This is a genomic window from Arthrobacter glacialis, from assembly GCF_002909445.1.
Lineage (GTDB): Bacteria > Actinomycetota > Actinomycetes > Actinomycetales > Micrococcaceae > Specibacter > Specibacter glacialis.
Map to the genome: position 1 here is coordinate 127,666 of NZ_PPXC01000005.1, position 18,562 is coordinate 146,227.

Genomic DNA, 18,562 nt, shown 5'->3' on the forward strand with positions numbered 1-18,562 from the left:
TCTTCCTTGGCTGGTCGCTTTTCAGGAGTCGCCAGGGGTTTCACCATGGCCCAAAAGACGCTGGTCATCATCGGCATTGCGGTGCTGGTTCTGGGCGGCGTGGCACTTGCCGCATGGCTGTCCAAGCCGAGCTACTCCCCGCTGTTCTCCGCCTTGGCCCCGGCAGACGCGAATGCCATCGTCACGCAGCTGAAAACGGACAACATCCCCTACCAGTTGGTCAACGGCGGCTCCACCATTTTGGTGCCGGACGCCAACGTTTACGATGAACGGCTCAAGGCTGCCTCGGCGGGGCTGCCTGCGACAACCGCGGCTGGGTACTCCCTGCTGGACAGCATGGGCGTCACCTCCTCCGAGTTCCAGCAAAATGTCACATACAAACGTGCCATGGAGGGTGAACTGGCCCAAACCATCATGGCCATGAACGGGGTAACAACGGCCTCCGTCAAGCTGGCCGTGCCGGAAAAAACAGTGTTTACCTCAACGAAGGAAGACCCCACGGCGTCAGTTTTCGTTGAGACAACCCCCGGGGTCAGCCTCTCCGATGAACAGGTCAACGCCATTGTGCACCTGACGTCCTCCGCCGTTGAGGGGCTGAAGCCCGTCAACGTTTCAGTGGTTGACTCCAGCGGCGCCGTCCTTTCTGCTGCGGGCACGGGCACCACCGGCAGCGGCGACAAACAAACCCAGGCTTATGAACAACGCGTCACGTCAGCAGTCCAGTCCATGCTGGACAAGGTTGTGGGTGCGGGCAATGCCACTGTCTCCCTGACGGCCACCATGGACAAGGCCTCAACCGACAGGGTGAAGGAAGCCTTTACCGCCCCTGACGGGGCCCCGGCCCTGAATGAATCATCCACGACGGAGAAAACCACTGGTGGAACATCAACCGGCACCGGCGTCTTGGGGCCGGACAACATCGCCGTCCCCAATGGTGCCGGCACCACGGGAAGCTCGTCCGAATCCGAGAAGACCACCAAGAACAACGCCGTTGACAAGGTCACCGAAAACACGCTCATTCCGGCTGGTGCGCTGCAACGCCAGTCATTGGCCGTAGCCGTTGACACGGCAGCAGCGGCCAAAATTGATGCGGCAACACTGACCGAGATGGTTTCTGTAGCAGCGGGCATCGTTCCCGGACGCGGGGATACTGTCAGTATGCGCGTGGTGCCGTTTTCGACCGCCCAAGCCGACGCCGCCAAAGCGGCCATTGACGCGGCCAAGGCTGAGGCCGGGTCGGCTGCCACAGCGCAAAACTGGCGCAACATCATGATGGGTGCATTGCTGCTGCTGGCGGTGTTGGTTGCTGCCGTGCTGTACGCACGCAAGAACCGCCGACAGGTGCGTGAACTGGTGGATCTCGGGGAGCAGGCTCCACCCATGCTCACCATGAGTAAGGTGACGGCCGAGCCCGCGCCGGACACCACTGCCATGGCCGTCATCCCGGCCCGGGCTGCCCTGCCGGTTGCCGAAAGCACAGACACGGACACCAAACGTGCCTCCCTTGAAGCCATGGCCGGGGCGGATCCCAAGAAAACCGCAAGCCTGCTTCGCTCGCTCATGGATGAGCGGGCGGGCTCCTGATGGCCGGGACAGCCCTGACAGGGACGCAAAAGGCTGCGGCCCTGCTCATGCAGTTTTCCCAAGCTGCGGCGGCTGCCGTCATGTCGCACCTCAGTGATGCAGAAGCTGAATCGATTGCCGCGGAAATTGTAAAAATGCGCCGGGTCCAGCCCGATATTGCCGACGCCGTTATTGATGAGTTCCATGGCATGGCGGTGCGGGGCAGGCATGCGGCCCAGGGTGGCCGGGATTTCGCGGCAGGCCTGCTGGCTGCCTCCTTCGGCAGCGAAAAGGCTGCAGGCGTCATGGACAGGCTGGCCTCCACCATGGCCGGGCGGCCTTTCGAGTTTCTCGATGACGCCGAGCCCGGACAACTGTTGTCCCTGTTGGAAGACGAACTGCCGGCAACCATTGCGCTGGTCATGGCCCACCTGCGCCCGGACAAGGCATCCGCGACCCTAGCCGGCTTGCCGGGGGACCTGCGTGCCGACGTGGCACAAGCCATCGGCACCATGGGGGCTGCAACGCCTGAAGCTGTTGGAATTGTTGCCGCAACCATGAGGCAGCGTGCACTGGCCGTGGTGGCTCCCCGTGAACAGATGGCAGTGATAGGCGGCGTCCAGCCGCTGGTGGACATCATCAACCGCTCAGACGTCGCCACGGAACGGGCCCTCTTGGAAGAGCTGGCGCTGCGCGATCCGGAACTGGCGGAAGAAGTGCGTTCACGCATGCTGACGTTCGCGGACCTGGTGAAGCTGGACAACCAGGACGTGCAGCTGGTGCTGCGTGGCCTCGACGCCAACACCCTGGCCCTGGCCATGAAGGGTGCACCCACACCCGTCCTGGACACCATCCGGGCCAACATCTCCGAACGCAACCGTGAACTCCTTGAATTTGAGCTGGAGGCACTGGGGCCTGTGCGCACCTCCGAGGTGGAACAGGCGCGGGCCGACATTGTGCGGATCATCCGCGAGCTGGAAGCCGTCGGCGAGATAACCATCCGCCGCGGGGACGACGATGACATTGTCTATTAGGAACAGCGCGCCTGCGAACTCCGCGGCGCGCCCGGCAGTATTCCCTGTGGTCGCCACCCCCACACAGTCCCAGGCCCACGCGGATGCGAAGACCCGCGGATTCACGCAGGGCCATGCGGCAGGGTATGCCGCGGGGTTGCAGTTGGCGGGCCAGGAAACGGCTGCCGCCCGCGCCCGCCACGACGCTGAACACGCCGGGCGAGTGAGTGCACTCGAAGCCCGGCATGCCGCCGAGGTGGCGGCCGTGAGGGTGGCCGGTGCTGCCCTTGTGGAGCGCACTGTTCCTGTCCTGGCCGACTCCGAGCAAGCCTTGTTCAGCTGCGCCCTGGAGCTGGCCGAAGCCTTACTGGGACATGAACTTCGTGACGGGGAAACCTCCGCCCGGGCAGCGTTGGCGCGGGCGCAAGGGACTGGCGAAGCTGACGTTCCCGTGGCCATTCGCATGAATCCGGCAGATCTGGCAGTCCTGGGCGGTGACAGCGGGATGCTCCCGGAAACCCTGACACTGGTGGGGGATCCCGCCCTCAACCGCGGCGACGCCGTGGCGGAGTATCCGCACGGTTTTGTTGACGCCCGTCTCGGCACCGCCGTTGACCGGGTCAGGGCGGTCCTGGCCGGCGGTTCCCTGCCGGAACAAGCCCTGCCGATACACGCTGTGCTGGATGCCTCATGAAAGGCACCCTCATGCCCGGGGCTCGGAAACTTTCCCTGGCCACCCGCGCGGCGGCCCCGGAACGTGTAGGAGTAGTAACGGGCGTCGTTGGCTTGGCCGTCCAGGTGCAAGGCCTGCGCTGCGCCGTGGGTGACATGGTGACGATCGGCGGGCGCACGCCCATCGATGCCGAGGTGGTGGCGGTCAGCGCCGGCAGCATCAAAATCATGCCCCTCGGGCCCATGGCCGGGCTGGGGGAGGGCGACCCCGTCCGTGCCAAGCTGGAACCCCTGCTGGTTCCCACCGGCGACGGCCTGCTGGGCAGGGTCATTGACGGGCTGGGACGCCCCATTGACGGCTTGGGGCCGCTGAGAGGCGTGCGCGGGGTTCCGCTGGAGAACAAGTCGCCAAATTCCATGGACCGGGCCCGGATAGCGACACCGCTGCAGACGGGCGTGCGGGTTCTGGACACCCTGACCACCCTTGGCCGCGGGCAGCGGCTGGGCCTTTTTGCTGGTTCCGGCGTTGGCAAGTCATCCCTCTTGTCAATGATTGCCCGCGGCACCGAGGCGGACGTCTCTGTCATTGCCCTGGTGGGGGAGCGCGGGCGTGAGGTGCGCGAATTCCTGGAGGACGATCTGGGGCCGGCGGGCCTGGCCCGTTCAATAGTTGTTGTGGCCACGAGCGACGAACCGGCCCTGCTGCGCCTTCGTGCCGCATTCACCGCCACCCGGATCGCCGAGTCGTTCCGGGAACGTGGCGTGGACGCCATGCTCATGATGGATTCACTGACGCGCGTTGCCATGGCGCAGCGTGAAATTGGCTTGTCGGTGGGTGAGCCGCCAGCCACCCGCGGGTACCCGCCGTCGACCTTTTCAATTCTGGCCCGGCTGCTGGAACGGGCGGGCACCGACAAGATTGGTTCAGTTACCGGGCTGTACACGGTGCTGGTGGACGGGGACGATCACAACGAACCCATCGCCGACGCCGTCCGATCCATCCTCGACGGGCATGTGGTGCTGGAGCGAAAACTGGCCGTGGCGGGACATTTCCCAGCCATCGACGTGCTGGGATCCATCTCCCGGTTGGCCTCCAAGGTGTGCACCCGGGAGCAGAAGCGCGACGCCGGGACCTTGCGCAAGGTGTTGGCGGCCAGGGCCGCGGCCCAGGACTTGATAGACGTGGGCGCGTACCAGTCCGGCAGCAACCCCCTGGTCGACGCGGCAGTGCGGCACGGGCCGGCGATCAACAACTTTCTGCAACAAGGCATGGACCAGCAAGTTCCTGCACGGCAGTCGTGGGCGGAACTCAACGCCTTGACCAACAACATTTTGGGAGCATAGATGGGCAAGTCATTCCGCCTGGCCGGGCTCTTGCGATTCCGCCAGGCCCAGGAAGAACAAGCCGCGGCGGCGTTGGCACGGGCCAATTCCCGACGCAAGGAACACGAGGGCCGAGTGGGCCGGGTACGTGGCATACTGGCGGACACCCCGTCGGATCCCGGATCGGCAGCTGCCCTGCGGGCCAGTGCCGCGGCCCGGTCGTCCGCGCGCAGCATGCTGTTGGAACTGCACGCCTTGACTGACTCCACGACGCAGCTTGCCGCGCAGGCTCAGGCGGAGCTGCTCGCTGCCAAAAAATCCGCGGCTTCCTTGGAGAACCTGGCCGAGCGGCACCGGGTTGAGCAGCATCACCTCATCCTTCGCGAGGAACAACTCTTCCTCGACGAACTGGCGTCATCCCGCACACAGGAACACGGCACACCCAAGCTTGGTGCCACGGCTGACGCTAGGTTGGAGAACGCATGAAGATGCCAGCAACCCTGTTCTCGTCCCTTTCGGCCAGCCCGACGACGCGCGCAGCAATGGCGCCGGCGGCAACAGCGTTGACGTTCGGCACGCGCCCGGGCACTGCTTTCGGTACGGCGTTGGGTGCGGCTTTGGGCGAGGCGGCGGCCAGCCCCGTCGACGGGCTGTCGACGGAAGAACCCGAAGACCCCAGCGCCACCGCCGAGCCGGCGGAAGCCGCCGATGCCGCCCTGCCGGACCCTGCCGGCCCCCTTGCACAAGCCGGCCCGGAGCGCACACCCCTGCTGGACGCCGCAATGACCCAATTCTGGGCGGCCGCCCAGATCCCCGCGACCCAACAGCAGCTCGAGGCGGCCCTCGTGGCCGCTCCCCAGTCGCCCGCGCCCGCGGCATCCGACGGGGTGTCCCTGACCGCTGCGGCCGACGGTTTGGTACTGGTTCCGGTAGCTGCGGCCGGCACCGGAACGCTAGCCGTCAAGCGCCCTGTCAGCGGTGCAGCGTCGGTTGCGGGTCCATCGCAAACCGAGCCGGGTGCGGCCGTGCCCCAAAGCGGTGGCACCCCCGCCGCAGCCGTTGGCGGACAACCTGGAAACGCGGACGCAGAGTCCGCGGCTGTTCCCGGTGGCGTCAGGGCGCCCGGTGCAACGCCCCAGCCTATGGCGGCAGTTGCACCAAAGTCGTCGGCGGACAGCCTGCCGGCAAGGTTCAACAGTGCCATTGCCGCACCACACCTTGAAGGCCGGTCCCCGGTGGCAACAACGGAGCCAGGTCGGCAGCTGGTTGACGGGGCAGTTGCGCCCGCGCCGTCCGCTCCGGCATCTTCTGCAACATCCGCAATAGTTCCCCCGGCGATCCCGCTGCCAGCCCAACCGCCAGTGCCGGCGTCCATGGCACCCGGCGGCACGCAGCAGCTTGTGCCAGCAGGCACTCCTCTATTGAGCGAACAACTGGCCCGCCCGCTGTTTGCCTTGGCCGCAGCACCCCTGGGTGAACACGTCATGACCATCAATGTGGTCCCCGATGCGCTGGGTCCAGTCACAGTGCGCGCACATCTGGCCGCCGACGGGATCCGCATCGAGATGATGAGCCCAAGCGACGCCGGGCGCGAAGGGCTGCGCAACATTCTGGCGGATCTCCGGCGCGACCTGGCCGCTGGCGGCATGACGGCCTCCCTGAGCATGGGGTCAGGCAACGGCAATGGCAGTCCCGACCACGGCGCCGGCCAGCGGAGCCCCCAAGGGCCAGGGAACCCCTGGAGCGCCGTGGCGCGGCCCGGCGATCAGGACCCGCCAGCGCAGCGCAGGCTGGCGCCGTCGGATATTCCATCCGCTGCAAACAATTCACTGGACATCACGGTTTAGAAAGGCACCCACCATGAGCAAGGACTCCATCGCCGCGGTGAACTCCACCGCCGGTTCCCCGCCGCCGGCATCCGTCAACGGAATTAACGGCATCGCAGGCAATCGCGCGCCCAAGCAGGTCATGGACTCAGAAGTGTTCATGAATTTGCTGGTGGCCCAACTACGCCACCAGGACCCCTCTTCCCCCATGGACACCAACCAAATGATCAGCCAGACCACCCAGCTGGCCACCATGGAGAAACTGACCAACATGGACTCGACAGCGACGGAGAACTTCGCGTTGCAAATGCGCACTTCCGCGGCTGCCCTCATTGGCCAGCAGGTTTCCTGGGAGGACGCCGACGGTACCAAGCACAGCGGCGTTGCCACCTCCGTTTCCTTTGCCGGCGGCGTCCCGCAAGTCACCGTGGGGGACAAGTCTGTTCCCCTGGATGTGATCTCCGGTGTCACCACAGTTCCTGCCGCCAATGATGCGCCCCCGGAAACCAAACCACCGCCCGAGCCCGGGCCGGACACCAGCGTCAACTAGCCCCCACCCAACCAGCACAGAAAGGCATCATAAGCATGCTTCGTTCCCTGTATTCAGGCATTTCCGGGCTTCGCGCCCACCAGACCATGCTTGACGTCACCGGCAACAACATTGCCAACGTCAACACGGCCGGGTTCAAGTCCTCCACAGTCCAGTTTCAGGACACGCTTTCACAGGTGGCCCGCGCCGGTGCGGCAGCCCAGGCCGGTGCAGGCGGAACCAACCCCGCCCAAGTGGGTTTGGGTGTTCAGGTGGCAGGTGTTTCCACGAACTTCTCTCAGGGCTCGGCCCAAGCCACCGGCAGGTCTTCGGACATGATGATCTCCGGTGACGGCTTCTTCATCACCTCCAAGGGCGGGGAGCAGCTGTACGCTCGGGCCGGGGCATTCGACTTTGATTCCCAAGGCCGCCTGGTATCACCCGACGGTGCCCTGCTGCAGGGCTGGTCGGCCGTCAACGGGCAGGTCAACGCCGGTGCCGGGTTGAACAACATTGTCATCTCCAAGGCGATGGTTGCCCCTGCCGAAGCCACCACCGGCGCAACCATGGGCGGCAACCTTCCCGAGGACGCAGCGCTCAACACCGAACTGACCCGTGACATGAAGGTCTTCGACGCCAACGGCACGCCCCGCAACGTGACGCTGACCTTCACCCGCACGGGAACCGGCTGGGATGTTACGGGAGCCGACGCCAATGGTGCCGCGGGGGCAACAGCCTTGACGTTCGCCAACGGTGCCGCCGCCCCCGGCAGTGCCCTGACCGTTGGCGGCATTTCTGTGGACTTGTCCGGGGTCACCGGCTTTGCGGGATTGTCCACCGTGGCCGTCACGGAGGCAAACGGCAACGCGGCCGGCACCTTGGATTCCTTCAGTATGGGCGCCGATGGCACTCTGACAGGAACCTTCAGCAACGGCGAAAACGTGGTGATCGGGCGCATTGCCCTAGCCAACTTCACCAATGCCGGTGGCCTGGAAAAGGCAGGATCATCCAGCTACCGGGAAACGGCCTCCTCGGGCGCAGCCACCGTTGGCGCGGCAGGCACCAACGGTTTGGGTGCCCTGACCAGCGGGTATGTGGAGATGTCAAATGTGGATCTGTCCCAGGAGTTCACCAATTTGATTGTGGCTCAGCGAGGATTCCAGTCCAACGCCCGAATCATCACCACCTCCGATGAAGTGCTGCAGGAATTGACCCAGCTCAAACGCTAATAGCGGCACGGGGTCAACACCAAAGCTGTCCCGCAGCTAACCAATGCGGCGGGACAGCCGACAGTACCAAAGGGGGGCGGCTGGCGTCTTCGCAACTCAAAGGATGAGCATTTGATAGTTGTCACGCGTCTGGATGGCAGGCAATTTGCGTTGAATCCGGATCTTATTGAGCGCATCTTTGAATCACCCGACACGACTGTGGTCATGGCTGACGGGGCAAATTACATTGTCACTGAATCCATGTCAGACATTATTGAAAAGATTGCCCGGTTCCGGGCCCGCATCATCTCGATGGCCTACGACTACTCCGACGACGTTGAACAGCAGCACTCTCCGCCCAAGCTGAGCGTTATCCACCCTTCGGAAAACCCCTCCAGTTAAGGATAGTAAAGCGATGGATCCCGCAACAATTGCAGGCCTGCTCATAGCCTTCGGTGCGCTGTTCGGTATGATCACCCTCGAAGGCGCTAGCGTTTCGAGCATCACGCTGCCAGCCCCCATGCTGCTTGTCCTGGTCGGAACGGTTGCCGTTGGTGTTGCCGGTTCAACGATGAAAGACGTTGTGCACGCCGTGAAGTCCCTGCCGCGGGCGTTTCTTGGAAAGCCCCCCAATCCGGGGGAGAGCATTGACGAGGTTGTGGCCCTGGCCGACAAGGCCCGCCGCGAGGGACTCTTGTCCCTTGAAGCGGCCGCCGCCGAAACAAAAGATCCGTTCCTGCGCAATGCCCTGCAAAACATTGCAGACGGCACTGACGGTGAGGATCTGCGCGAACTGCTCGACGACGCCGTCGAGGCCAAAATCAAGAGCGACCACACAGCGTCGAAATTCTTCATGACCTTGGGCGGATACGCCCCCACCGTGGGGATCATCGGCACAGTTGTGTCCTTGACCCATGTACTGGAAAACCTCTCCCAGCCCGAGGAGCTCGGACACATGATTGCGGCCGCTTTTGTGGCCACGCTGTGGGGCTTGTTGTCCGCGAACTTCATCTGGCTGCCCATTGGCACGCGCCTGGGGCGCCTCTCCGAACTTGAGGTGGACCGCATGACGCTGGTCATGGAAGGTGTCCTGGCCGTGCAGGCTGGCTCCCAGCCCACACTGCTGCGTGAACGTTTGAGCGCCATGGTGCCCGCGTACCGCCAGCAACGCGACAAGAAGGCAGGCCGCACTGACGCGCAAGCCAAAAAAGCGGCATGAGTCGGCGTGGGAAGTCCGGGCGCAAGCGTCGCGGAAAACCTGAGGAGAGCCACCCGGACGAGCGCTGGATGGCTTCCTATATGGACATGGTCACGGTGCTGATGTGCATGTTCATCGTCTTGTATGCCATGTCCACCGTTGACGAGGACAAATACGTAAAACTTCGGGACTCCCTGGCCACGGGCTTTGGCCAGGTGTCCGTCGGAAAGGTCGACACCGCCTCCGGGATTGTGGTCCCGCCTGCGGATGTTGGCAAGGAGGGAACCTTGGCGAAGACTCCCCTGGACCTTGCCAAGACGGAGGTGGATAAGCTCAGTGCGCTGAAAGAGGCCATGAGTCTGCGGCTGGGGAACAAAGGGCTGTCCGAGAATGTCCAGTTTCAGATTGACCAGCGCGGCCTGAGCGTGAAACTTGTTGGATCGCAGTCGTTCTTCCAGCCGGACAGCCCCCAATTGTCAGCCAGGGCGGCGGACGTGCTTGACACAATTGCTCCCGTGTTGAAGGCCTCCGGGTTGGAGGTTTCCGTGGAAGGGCATGCAGCCAATGCCATCACCAACTATCCCTCCGTCTGGGAGCTGTCAGCCGAGCGGGCAGTGGGAGTGGTCAGGCACCTGGTCGAGAACCAAGGGCTTGCCGGGGACAGGATTGGGGCCATCGGCTACGGTTCCTCCCGCTCCGTCAATGACAATTCCACCGAACCCCTGCGCGAACTGAACCGCCGTGTGGACATTGTGGTGCTCTCCAACCAGCCCGAGCAGGTACGGGCCCTGATTCCCGAGGTATTAAAAGCCAGGGCGGCTTCTTCCTAACGAACGCACCGCACCTGCCGATAGTGACAGATATGCCCGCACTCTCACCTGTTTCACAGCTGCCCGCTTCCCGGGCCAACAAGGTGGTTGAGGCATACGATTTTCGGCGCCCCACAACATTGGCCCGCGAGCACAGCCGCGTCCTGGAGTTGGCCTTTGAAACGTTCGCCAGGCAGTGGGGGACGCAACTCACCACCAAAATCAGGGCCGGTTCCGCCGTCGTCACCGAGCAGGTGACAATGGCAACGTATGACGAGTACGCAGCCTCCCTGCCCGCATCGACGGCCATGGTGTTGTTTGCATTGGACGGCCAAGAGTCCCGCGGTGTCATCCAATTCCCGTCCGAGGCGGCGCTCTTCTGGGTCACACGCATGCTCGGTGGGGCCTCCACGGCAACGATCCCCGATCGCAAGTTCACCCAAATTGAGCATGCCTTGGTGAAACGCCTCATGGAGGACGCGCTCGAGGACCTGCGGTACTCCTTCGGATCGCTGCTGGTGCAGGCGCCCGCCGTCCACGGCATTCACTTTAATTCCCAGTTCGCCCAGGCGGCCGCCACCAACACCTTGATGGTTGTTGCCGGGTTCACCGTCCGGGTGGGGGAGCACAGCTGGCGTGCCACCATTGCGCTCCCGGCCGAGGTTCTGGTGCAGCAGCTGGGCAACAGCAACCCGCTCAGTGATGCAGCTGCGGCGCCGGCCCAGCTCCGCGCCCAAATGGGGGAAGTACCGGTTGAGGTGGCCCTGGCCTTGGCCCCGGTGCCCGTCACCCCCCAAACCATCCTGAATTTGGCAGTGGGAGATGTCTTGACGCTTCCCCACCCCACCACCAGGCCGTTTGACCTGACAGTGGGGGGCAAGCCGATTGCCAGCGCCCTGGGCGTGACCCATGGGTCCCGCAAGGCTGGGCAAATTGTTACAACTGAGGAGACAAATTCATGAGTACCACCTTGGCAACACAGGCCGCGGCCTCCGCTCTGGTCACGTTGCTGCCCTCCCCGTCGCCTCTGTCGGCAAGCCTGCAGCCCGCCGGTGCGGTGCCTGCCGGAACTATGGGTGTGGCAGTGGATTATGTGGGTCCGCAGTCGGCCGAGCTTGCCCTGGTGCTGTCATCCCGTGCCGCGGACTCCTTGCGTGTGGCCGGAGGTGCGGGCCCGTTCTCGCTGGCCGACGTCTTGCGCCCGGCCTTTGAGGCGGCCACTGCCGAACTTGGTTCGGGCGTTCTGGGCGAGGTCTCGGAGCATGATTCGGCAGCCCTCTTTGCGGACTCCGGTGCGGCCGTTTTCCAGGTGCTCGACGGCGGCGCAGGCCAAGACCCGTTTGCCTGGTTGGCCATCAAGATCCGCAATTCAGCCGGCAACGGCGGGGGCGAGTTGAGCGCCGCAAAACTGGGGCGCATCCATGACGTTGAAATGGCATTGTCGGTGGTCATTGGACGCACCCGCATGAGCGTGGCCAACGTCCTTGGACTCGAGCCGGGCAATGTTGTGGACCTGGACCGTTCGGCAGGTTCGCCCGCCGACGTGCTGCTCAATGGCCGCCTCATTGCCCATGGAGAAGTTGTTGTGGTGGACCAGGACTATGCCGTGCGCATCACTAAGATCCTTGACACGGCAGAGACGGTTGGTTAGGTGGACGCGTTCCTCCTGGTACTACGGGTGGGACTTGCCCTCACAGTAGTCATGGTCCTCTTGTGGATGGCGCAAAAGCGTTTCTCCCGGGGCGGACGTCAAGGCGGGCAGGCAGTGGTTGAGGTGGTTGGCCGGCGCAATGTGGGCCAGAAAGCCTCGGTGGTTGTTATTGAATCTGCCGGGCAGCGCTTTCTGCTCGGCGTCACCGAACACGCCATCAACGTCCTGCACACCTCCGATGCTCCCATGCCCGACCCCGAAGCCGACCGTGTCGACCTAGACCTTGTGGGTGACCCCGCCTTTGAGGAAGTGCTCAAGGCCGCCGGTGAGCCCGCACTGCGCCGCGACGTTGCCGCACGCCGGCTGCGCCTATCGGCTCCGGAAGCTGGCCCCTTGCACGGGACAATCTTTGCCCGCAGTACGTGGACACAGGCGGGCGCCGCGGTAAGAAAAGGCTTGAATCTGTGAGCAGGGCGTTCGTGCACCCGCGCAGTTGGGTGCAGGCCGCCGTCGTGGGCGTCCTGCTGCTGGCCGTGCTGTACCTGCTCATCATGCTCAACGCTGCGCCTGCGCACGCCATCGCGGTGATGGCCCCCACCGACCCGCTGGAACCAACACCGCCCACAGATCCGAGCAGCCCGGGCACGGGTGCCGGCGGAGTGAACCTGAGCGTCAACGGCCTAGGTGGCACGCCGAGCTCCTCCATTGTCACTTTGCTCGCTGTCACCTTGCTGTCGGTGGCTCCGGCACTGTTGCTGATGATGACCTCGTTCACCAAGATCTTTGTGGTGCTGGCCATGACTCGCAACGCGATAGGCCTGCCCACCATACCGCCGAACCAAGTGCTGGCTGGTTTGGCCCTGTTCCTGTCCCTGTTCATCATGTCCCCCACCCTCATCGACATCAACTCCACCGCCGTCCAGCCATTTTTGAACGGCACTGTGGACGTCAACAAGGCGTTTGAGCTGGCCGGGGCGCCGCTGCGCGAGTTCATGCTGCCGCACACGCGTGAGGCGGACATTGCCCTGATGACCCGGGCCGCGAACAGGGAAAACCCGGAATCGCCCGACGCCGTGCCCATGCTGACGCTGATCCCCGCCTTTATGATTTCGGAGCTGCGCGCAGCCTTCATCATCGGCTTTGTCATCTTCATCCCCTTCCTGATCATTGACCTGGTGGTGTCCTCGGCACTGATGTCGATGGGCATGATGATGCTCCCGCCCGTCATGATCTCGCTACCGTTCAAGATCCTGTTGTTCATCCTGGTGGACGGTTGGGGACTCATCATTACCTCCCTCATTCAAAGTTATTCAGGTGGTCCGTGAATTCCGCAGAAGTCTTGAACATTGCCGTCCAGGCCCTCTGGGTGGCGGCAAAATTGTGTGCCCCGATCCTGCTTACAGCACTCGTGGTGGGCTTTGCCGTGTCCTTGCTGCAATCCATCACCCAGATCCAGGAAGCAACCCTGTCCTTTGTGCCCAAAGCCGTGGCCGTGATGATAGCCCTTGTCATTTGCGGGCACTGGATGATCACCGAAATTGTCACATTTACGCACCAGCTTTTTGACAAGATCCCCGCATTGCTGGCCGGGTAGACAGCCAAACAATGAACATCCCCTTGGACCTTGGATGGCTGGAGGCAGCCCTGTTGGCGGTGGTGCGGGTTACCGCCTTCATTGTCATTGCGCCGCCCTTTTCCTACAACGCCATCCCGTTGCGCATCAAGGGCATGCTGGCGCTGGGTTTGGGACTGGCCATGACCAGCCGCATCAGTATTGACCGCCAGGTCAGTGAGACTGGGGCGTTCATTGGCTCCGTCATGCTGGAAGTCGTGACGGGTGCCGCCCTGGGGTTCCTGGTCTTCTTAGTGTTTGCCGCCGTCCAGTCGGCAGGTTCGCTCATTGACTTGTTTGGCGGCTTTTCCATGGCCCAGGCGTTCGACCCCCAGTCCATGGTCAACGGCGCCCAGTTCACCCGGCTGTTCCAGATGACAACCCTGGCACTGCTCTTCGCCTCCGACGGGTACCAGCTCATCATTGGCGGGCTGGCCAGGTCCTTTGATGCCATCCCACTGGGCGGCGGCCTTGACCTGACCCATCCGGTGGAAGCCATGGCGGGCGCCGTGACCCAAATGTTTGTGGCGGCCGTGCAAATAGCCGGGCCTCTGCTGGTCATCTTGTTCCTTGCCGATGCCGGACTGGGGCTCCTGACGCGTGTGGCTCCGGCACTGAACGCCTTCGCGTTGGGCTTCCCGCTGAAGATCATGCTCACCCTGTCGCTGGGCGGGATGCTCCTGCTCGCGTTGGGGCCTGTTGTGGCGTCCCTGGTGACCACAGCGATGACCGCGTTGACGGGGGTGATCAGCCGTGGCGGATGAGCCCACCGGTGAAAGAACCGAGCAAGCTACCGACAAACGCATGCGGGAAGTACGCCAGAAAGGCCAACTCTCCCGTTCCCAGGACCTCACTGCCTGGGTGGGTGTCGGGGCAGCAGTCATCATGATCCCCAACGTCATAACTCGTGCCACGGACGCCCTGGCAGACCAGATGTTCACTGTCACGGCAGTCGCGGCCAATCCCGAGGTGCCGGCTGCGCTCCAGGCCATGGAAGACGGCCTTTTCTCACTGGCAGGCATTCTGGGGCTCCTGTTCGCTGTGGTTGTGGTGGCCGTGCTGGCGGCAGCCGTGTTGCAGGGCGGGGTGCGCTTCAAGCAGTTCAAACCCAAATACGAACAGTTCAACCTGCTCAAAGGCCTCAAGACAGTTTTGGGCACCCAGGCGCTCTGGAATGGTGCCAAGTCGCTGCTGAAGACTGCCGTTGTCGGCCTGGTTTTGTATATTGTTGTCCAGGGCCTGAGCGCCACCCTGCTGGGAGCCGGGTCGCTGCCGATTTCCGAACTGCTGGCCACAGCCGGGCAGGGGCTGGTGCAACTGATCCAATATGCCGTGGCAGCCGGGATGCTGCTGGCCGTGGCTGACGTCTTTGTGGTCTCCAAGCGCAACCGGAAAAGGACCCGGATGACCAAAAAAGAGGTCAAGGATGAGCACAAAAGCACCGACGGCGACCCGCTCGTGAAGTCGGCCAGACGCCAACGGCAACTGTCTATGGCACGCAGCCGGATGATGAGCGCCGTGGCAACAGCTGACGTGGTACTCGTCAACCCAACCCACGTGGCAGTGGCTCTGCGCTACGAACCTGGGAAATCGGCTCCCCGGGTGGTGGCGAAGGGGGCGGACAGGGTGGCCCAGCGCATCCGTGCCGAGGCCGAGGCGAAAAAGGTGCCCATGGTTAGAGACATTCCGCTGACCAGAGCCCTGCACGGTTCCTGTGACTTGGGGGCTGAAATTCCCGTGGAGCTCTACAACCAGGTTGCCGCGGTCCTTGCCTTTGTCATGGCACTGAAGAAACGCGGCAGTGCTTCCGGGACACACCAGATCCTGCCGGCCGGGTCGAGCATCCCGGCCGGTCTGGCCCCGCCTGAATGCCAGCACCCCATCAACTCCAACACCTCGTCAAGCTAAGGAATTCTCCGTGAACCGCAATGTGTCCGCATTGGCCATCCCCATGGGCGTGGTCGGCATTGTGCTGCTCCTTGTAGTGCCCATCCCAACACTGTTGCTGGACATCCTGATCATCATCAACATCGTGTTTGCTCTGTTGGTGCTCATGAACACCATGTTTGTGAAGAAGCCGCTGGACTTCTCCGTGTTCCCGTCACTGCTGCTGGTGGCCACGTTGTTCCGGCTGGGGCTGAACGTGGCCTCCACCCGTTTGGTGCTGGGCCAGGCGCATGCCGGTCAAGTCATTCAGGCTTTCGGTGAGGTGACTGTGGGGGGAAACCTGATCATCGGTGCCGTGATCTTCCTGATCCTTGTTGTCATCCAGTTTGTGGTGGTCACCAAGGGTGCCGAGCGGGTTGCAGAGGTTGGGGCCCGCTTCACCCTTGACGCCATGCCAGGCAAGCAGATGGCCATTGACGCCGATTTGAACTCGGGGCTCATCACCGACGCCGAGGCGAAGGAACGCCGTGTGGAGGTGTCCGCCGAGGCCGACTTCTACGGCGCCATGGACGGTGCCTCCAAGTTCGTCAAGGGCGACGCCATTGTGGGCATCATCATCATTATCATCAACCTCATTGGCGGCATTGCCATCGGCATGATTCAGCGCGGCATGGACCTTGCCGACGCCGTCCACACCTACTCGCTGCTGTCCATGGGCGACGGGCTGGTCTCGCAAATTCCGGCACTGCTCATGGCCGTTGCAACAGGCATGATTGTCACCCGCTCCAATGCCTCCTCCGATTTGGGCACGACGGCGGCCGTGCAGCTGACCCAGTCGCGCCCGGCCCTGATGGTGGCTGGCATCGCGGCCATCATCATGGCAGTCATTCCCGGCATGCCCGTGTTCTTGTTCCTGGGTGTTGGCGCCCTGCTGCTGTTTATGGGGCAGCGGGTCAAGGCCGCCGAAACAGCCGCGGCCAAGACGGCCGCCCTGGATGCCATGCCATCAGCCCAGCGGGCCGAAACCACCGAGGACATCATTGAACAAATGCGTGTCCAGCCCCTGGAAATCCAGCTCGCCACCGACTTGGTGGACCTGGTCAACGGCTCCGCCGATGACCTGCTGGCACGCATTCGTGCACTCCGGCACAAGGTGGCCATGGAGCTGGGCATCGTGGTTCCGCCGGTTCGCACCAGGGACCACGTTGAACTGCCGCTGTCCACCTATGTCATCCGCATCGCCGGTGTGGAGGCGGGGCGTGGCACGGCGCCTGCCGGACGGGTCCTGGCATTGGGGGAGAACCTGTCCTCTTTGCCGGGCACACCCACTGTGGAGCCGGTCTTTGGGCTGGCCGGAAAATGGGTGCCGGCGGAGATGCGGCACAGCGCGGAAATGGCCGGAGCCACAGTGGTGGACAGGGTTTCGGTGCTGGTCACGCACCTGTCCTCGGTGGTCACGGCGAATGCCGCCAGGCTGCTGAGCCGCGAGGATGTCCGGGTGCTGACGGAGGGAGTCAAGGAGACCTCACCGTCCACTGTTGAGGAGCTGATCCCCGGGCTCATGTCCCTGGGCGAGGTGCAAAGCGTGCTGCAGGGGCTGCTCTCGGAGCAGGTGCCGATCAACGATCTCCCCAGAATTTACGAGTCCTTGTCACTGCAGGCCAAGAAGAGCACTGATGCCGAAGGCCTTGTCGAGGCTGGCCGGACAGCGCTTGGCCCCGTGGTGGCGGACAAGTACCTTGAAAACGGTGCTTTGACGGTGTTGATGATCGATCCGACACTGGAGCAATCACTCTTGGAAGGTCTTCGCCCCTCCGAACTAGGCACCCAAATTGTGGTTGACCCAAGCCGCGTGGAAGGGTTCCTGACCTCCGTCACGGACTTGTTCGCGGACGCTGAAGCGTCAGGACGCAGCCCCGTTCTAGTTTGTGCCCCTGCGCTGCGCCCAGCCATTTGGCGGCTCGTATCCGGGCGCGTCAAGGGACTGCCGGTGCTTTCCTATACGGAGGCGACAGCCGGGAACCCCATCATCGAAACAGTAGGAGTAGTACGCAGTGCCCACTCAATTTCAGCTTAGGGGCCACAGCCTGGAGAGTCTGCGCTGGCAGCTCTTTGAAAAATATGGGGCGGCTGCCCGCATCGTTCGTGCCGAACGGATCCAGACGGGAGGGCTGTTCGGCATCGGTGCCACGACTTCCTTTGAAGTGGTGGTCGAGGTGGACACGGACCCTGCATCACACACAGCGTCCGGTGAAAAGAGAGGACTCCGCAGCGCTGCACCCACCCGCCGTGGTGCCATCCCGAGGCGCAGCCTGAGCGATTTGTTGGCCGAGGCTGACAGGGCCGACGACGCCCGGCCATCCGGGTCCGACGGGGTCATGGAGATCAAACCAGATTTTGACGTGGTCCTGCGAAAAATTGCCGCGGACGAGGCGCACGGACCAGACACAGACTCTCAGGGGGTGGCTCCTGGCCACGGGGAAATGGCCATTCCACGGCCCTCAACCATGCCCGGGGACTTGATTGTGCTGGTGGGGTTGCGCGACCAGCCACTGAATACTGCGTGGAGCATGCTCAGTCATCTTCAGAACGGGGCAGAACTGCTGACCGCCGGCGATTACCGGTCCAACGGTCTCAGCCACGTCTTCCTTGACAGTATTGAGGTGAAGAAGGCGCAGGCCATGGCTTTGGGGGACGGGAAGCCACTGTTGATAGCATTTAGCTTTGGACAGCGCGGATCCTCCAACCTATCAATGCTGGCGTCGTTGCGGCCCAAGCAGCTTTGGTTGGTGGTGGATGCGGCCCACAAGCCCGACGATACCCAGTCCTGGGTTCGGCGGGCGTGCCGGTATTCGGTCCCTGATGCGTTGGCAGTTCTTGGGGCAACTGACACGGCGACCCCTGAGAGCGTCAACGCACTCAAGGTGCCGGTTGGTTGGGTAGATGGACGCCCGGCAACATCAAGTGAACTTTAGTAATTACCCCATCTGCACATCCATGGAAGGAACTGCATGCTGGTATTGACACGCAAGATTGGCGAGAAGATCGTCATCGGCGGAAATATAACTCTGACAATACTCGACGGCGGCCGCGGCGAAGGGGTGCGCATAGGCATTGACGCGCCACGAGAAGTCAGCATCCACAGAAGCGAGGTGGTGGATGCTGTCTCGGCCAGCAATCTGGCAGCGGTTAAAGAATCAACAGGCCCCGCCGCGGAGACCTCCGAGCAACTGATTCTGGCGGCATTGGGGCTCGCTGGGTCCTAGCCTGG

Annotated in this window: 21 protein-coding genes; all 21 read left to right on the forward strand. The window is 63.2% G+C overall.

Features of this window, described 5'->3' with window-relative positions; all coding sequences use genetic code 11:
- The first annotated feature begins 45 nt into the window (after nt 1–45).
- Complete coding sequence (fliF, locus tag CVS27_RS07950; RefSeq protein ID WP_243399764.1) at nt 46–1,584, forward strand: flagellar basal-body MS-ring/collar protein FliF; 1,539 nt, start codon at nt 46–48, stop codon at nt 1,582–1,584.
- Entirely contained in the window at nt 1,584–2,597 is a 1,014-nt protein-coding gene (gene fliG / locus CVS27_RS07955) for a flagellar motor switch protein FliG (RefSeq protein ID WP_103465200.1), read from the forward strand. The genes fliF and fliG overlap by 1 nt, the downstream gene beginning before the upstream one ends.
- On the forward strand, nt 2,581–3,270 hold the full coding sequence (locus CVS27_RS07960; protein ID WP_103465201.1) for a FliH/SctL family protein: 690 nt from the start codon (nt 2,581–2,583) through the stop codon (nt 3,268–3,270). The genes fliG and CVS27_RS07960 overlap by 17 nt, the downstream gene beginning before the upstream one ends.
- Nucleotides 3,267–4,592 (forward strand): FliI/YscN family ATPase, encoded by a 1,326-nt coding sequence (locus CVS27_RS07965; RefSeq protein WP_103465202.1) that lies wholly within the window; start codon nt 3,267–3,269, stop codon nt 4,590–4,592. Before CVS27_RS07960 ends, CVS27_RS07965 begins: the two co-directional genes overlap by 4 nt.
- The gene (locus CVS27_RS07970; RefSeq protein ID WP_103465203.1) at nt 4,593–5,057 is read left to right on the forward strand and encodes a flagellar FliJ family protein; all 465 of its coding nucleotides are present in this window, start codon (nt 4,593–4,595) and stop codon (nt 5,055–5,057) included.
- The gene (locus CVS27_RS07975; RefSeq protein WP_103465204.1) at nt 5,054–6,418 is read left to right on the forward strand and encodes a flagellar hook-length control protein FliK; all 1,365 of its coding nucleotides are present in this window, start codon (nt 5,054–5,056) and stop codon (nt 6,416–6,418) included. The genes CVS27_RS07970 and CVS27_RS07975 overlap by 4 nt, the downstream gene beginning before the upstream one ends.
- A 13-nt stretch (nt 6,419–6,431) precedes the next feature.
- A complete protein-coding gene (locus CVS27_RS07980) occupies nt 6,432–6,947 on the forward strand; it encodes a flagellar hook assembly protein FlgD (RefSeq protein WP_103465205.1) in 516 nt (171 codons plus the stop codon).
- Between the two features lie 35 nt (nt 6,948–6,982).
- Nucleotides 6,983–8,155, forward strand: coding sequence for a flagellar hook protein FlgE (locus CVS27_RS07985; protein WP_103465206.1), 1,173 nt, complete (start codon nt 6,983–6,985; stop codon nt 8,153–8,155).
- Between the two features lie 111 nt (nt 8,156–8,266).
- Nucleotides 8,267–8,536, forward strand: a complete 270-nt coding sequence (locus tag CVS27_RS07990; protein ID WP_103465207.1) for a flagellar FlbD family protein — start codon at nt 8,267–8,269, stop codon at nt 8,534–8,536.
- A gap of 13 nt (nt 8,537–8,549) precedes the next feature.
- Nucleotides 8,550–9,353: a motility protein A gene (locus CVS27_RS07995; protein WP_103465208.1), complete on the forward strand. Its 804-nt coding sequence runs from the start codon at nt 8,550–8,552 to the stop codon at nt 9,351–9,353.
- The gene (locus CVS27_RS08000; protein ID WP_103465209.1) at nt 9,350–10,162 is read left to right on the forward strand and encodes an OmpA/MotB family protein; all 813 of its coding nucleotides are present in this window, start codon (nt 9,350–9,352) and stop codon (nt 10,160–10,162) included. The genes CVS27_RS07995 and CVS27_RS08000 overlap by 4 nt, the downstream gene beginning before the upstream one ends.
- 32 nt (nt 10,163–10,194) lie before the next feature.
- Nucleotides 10,195–11,103 (forward strand): flagellar motor switch protein FliM, encoded by a 909-nt coding sequence (locus tag CVS27_RS08005; protein WP_103465210.1) that lies wholly within the window; start codon nt 10,195–10,197, stop codon nt 11,101–11,103.
- Nucleotides 11,100–11,792 carry a flagellar motor switch protein FliN gene (gene fliN, locus CVS27_RS08010; RefSeq protein WP_103465211.1) on the forward strand — a complete coding sequence of 231 codons (693 nt, stop codon included), beginning with the start codon at nt 11,100–11,102 and terminating at the stop codon, nt 11,790–11,792. Before CVS27_RS08005 ends, fliN begins: the two co-directional genes overlap by 4 nt.
- Nucleotides 11,793–12,260 (forward strand): FliO/MopB family protein, encoded by a 468-nt coding sequence (locus tag CVS27_RS08015; RefSeq protein WP_103465212.1) that lies wholly within the window; start codon nt 11,793–11,795, stop codon nt 12,258–12,260.
- A gap of 83 nt (nt 12,261–12,343) precedes the next feature.
- On the forward strand, nt 12,344–13,117 hold the full coding sequence (gene fliP / locus CVS27_RS08020) for a flagellar type III secretion system pore protein FliP (protein WP_103465388.1): 774 nt from the start codon (nt 12,344–12,346) through the stop codon (nt 13,115–13,117).
- Entirely contained in the window at nt 13,114–13,386 is a 273-nt protein-coding gene (fliQ, locus tag CVS27_RS08025) for a flagellar biosynthesis protein FliQ (protein WP_103465213.1), read from the forward strand. Before fliP ends, fliQ begins: the two co-directional genes overlap by 4 nt.
- 11 nt (nt 13,387–13,397) lie before the next feature.
- Nucleotides 13,398–14,168 (forward strand): flagellar biosynthetic protein FliR, encoded by a 771-nt coding sequence (locus CVS27_RS08030; RefSeq protein WP_103465214.1) that lies wholly within the window; start codon nt 13,398–13,400, stop codon nt 14,166–14,168.
- Nucleotides 14,158–15,312, forward strand: a complete 1,155-nt coding sequence (locus CVS27_RS08035; protein WP_103465215.1) for an EscU/YscU/HrcU family type III secretion system export apparatus switch protein — start codon at nt 14,158–14,160, stop codon at nt 15,310–15,312. The genes CVS27_RS08030 and CVS27_RS08035 overlap by 11 nt, the downstream gene beginning before the upstream one ends.
- A gap of 43 nt (nt 15,313–15,355) precedes the next feature.
- The gene (locus tag CVS27_RS08040) at nt 15,356–17,368 is read left to right on the forward strand and encodes a flagellar biosynthesis protein FlhA (protein WP_243400105.1); all 2,013 of its coding nucleotides are present in this window, start codon (nt 15,356–15,358) and stop codon (nt 17,366–17,368) included.
- Nucleotides 17,346–18,266 (forward strand): hypothetical protein, encoded by a 921-nt coding sequence (locus CVS27_RS08045; RefSeq protein ID WP_103465217.1) that lies wholly within the window; start codon nt 17,346–17,348, stop codon nt 18,264–18,266. Before CVS27_RS08040 ends, CVS27_RS08045 begins: the two co-directional genes overlap by 23 nt.
- Before the next feature lie 36 nt (nt 18,267–18,302).
- Nucleotides 18,303–18,557, forward strand: coding sequence for a carbon storage regulator (locus CVS27_RS08050; RefSeq protein ID WP_103465218.1), 255 nt, complete (start codon nt 18,303–18,305; stop codon nt 18,555–18,557).
- The last annotated feature ends 5 nt before the right edge of the window (nt 18,558–18,562 follow it).

What these genes read in the sequence shown, in the direction of transcription:
- CVS27_RS08005 (WP_103465210.1), top strand. Translation starts at nt 10,195, where the DNA reads ATGCCCGCACTCTCACCTGTTTCACAGCTGCCCGCTTCCCGGGCCAAC.
- fliN (WP_103465211.1), top strand. Translation starts at nt 11,100, where the DNA reads ATGAGTACCACCTTGGCAACACAGGCCGCGGCCTCCGCTCTGGTCACG.
- CVS27_RS07965 (WP_103465202.1), top strand. Translation starts at nt 3,267, where the DNA reads ATGAAAGGCACCCTCATGCCCGGGGCTCGGAAACTTTCCCTGGCCACC.
- fliF (WP_243399764.1), top strand. Translation starts at nt 46, where the DNA reads ATGGCCCAAAAGACGCTGGTCATCATCGGCATTGCGGTGCTGGTTCTG.
- CVS27_RS07975 (WP_103465204.1), top strand. Translation starts at nt 5,054, where the DNA reads ATGAAGATGCCAGCAACCCTGTTCTCGTCCCTTTCGGCCAGCCCGACG.
- CVS27_RS07960 (WP_103465201.1), top strand. Translation starts at nt 2,581, where the DNA reads ATGACATTGTCTATTAGGAACAGCGCGCCTGCGAACTCCGCGGCGCGC.
- CVS27_RS08050 (WP_103465218.1), top strand. Translation starts at nt 18,303, where the DNA reads ATGCTGGTATTGACACGCAAGATTGGCGAGAAGATCGTCATCGGCGGA.
- fliP (WP_103465388.1), top strand. Translation starts at nt 12,344, where the DNA reads ATGCTCAACGCTGCGCCTGCGCACGCCATCGCGGTGATGGCCCCCACC.
- fliG (WP_103465200.1), top strand. Translation starts at nt 1,584, where the DNA reads ATGGCCGGGACAGCCCTGACAGGGACGCAAAAGGCTGCGGCCCTGCTC.
- CVS27_RS08000 (WP_103465209.1), top strand. Translation starts at nt 9,350, where the DNA reads ATGAGTCGGCGTGGGAAGTCCGGGCGCAAGCGTCGCGGAAAACCTGAG.
- CVS27_RS07980 (WP_103465205.1), top strand. Translation starts at nt 6,432, where the DNA reads ATGAGCAAGGACTCCATCGCCGCGGTGAACTCCACCGCCGGTTCCCCG.
- CVS27_RS07985 (WP_103465206.1), top strand. Translation starts at nt 6,983, where the DNA reads ATGCTTCGTTCCCTGTATTCAGGCATTTCCGGGCTTCGCGCCCACCAG.
- CVS27_RS07995 (WP_103465208.1), top strand. Translation starts at nt 8,550, where the DNA reads ATGGATCCCGCAACAATTGCAGGCCTGCTCATAGCCTTCGGTGCGCTG.
- CVS27_RS08030 (WP_103465214.1), top strand. Translation starts at nt 13,398, where the DNA reads ATGAACATCCCCTTGGACCTTGGATGGCTGGAGGCAGCCCTGTTGGCG.
- CVS27_RS08040 (WP_243400105.1), top strand. Translation starts at nt 15,356, where the DNA reads ATGGGCGTGGTCGGCATTGTGCTGCTCCTTGTAGTGCCCATCCCAACA.
- CVS27_RS07970 (WP_103465203.1), top strand. Translation starts at nt 4,593, where the DNA reads ATGGGCAAGTCATTCCGCCTGGCCGGGCTCTTGCGATTCCGCCAGGCC.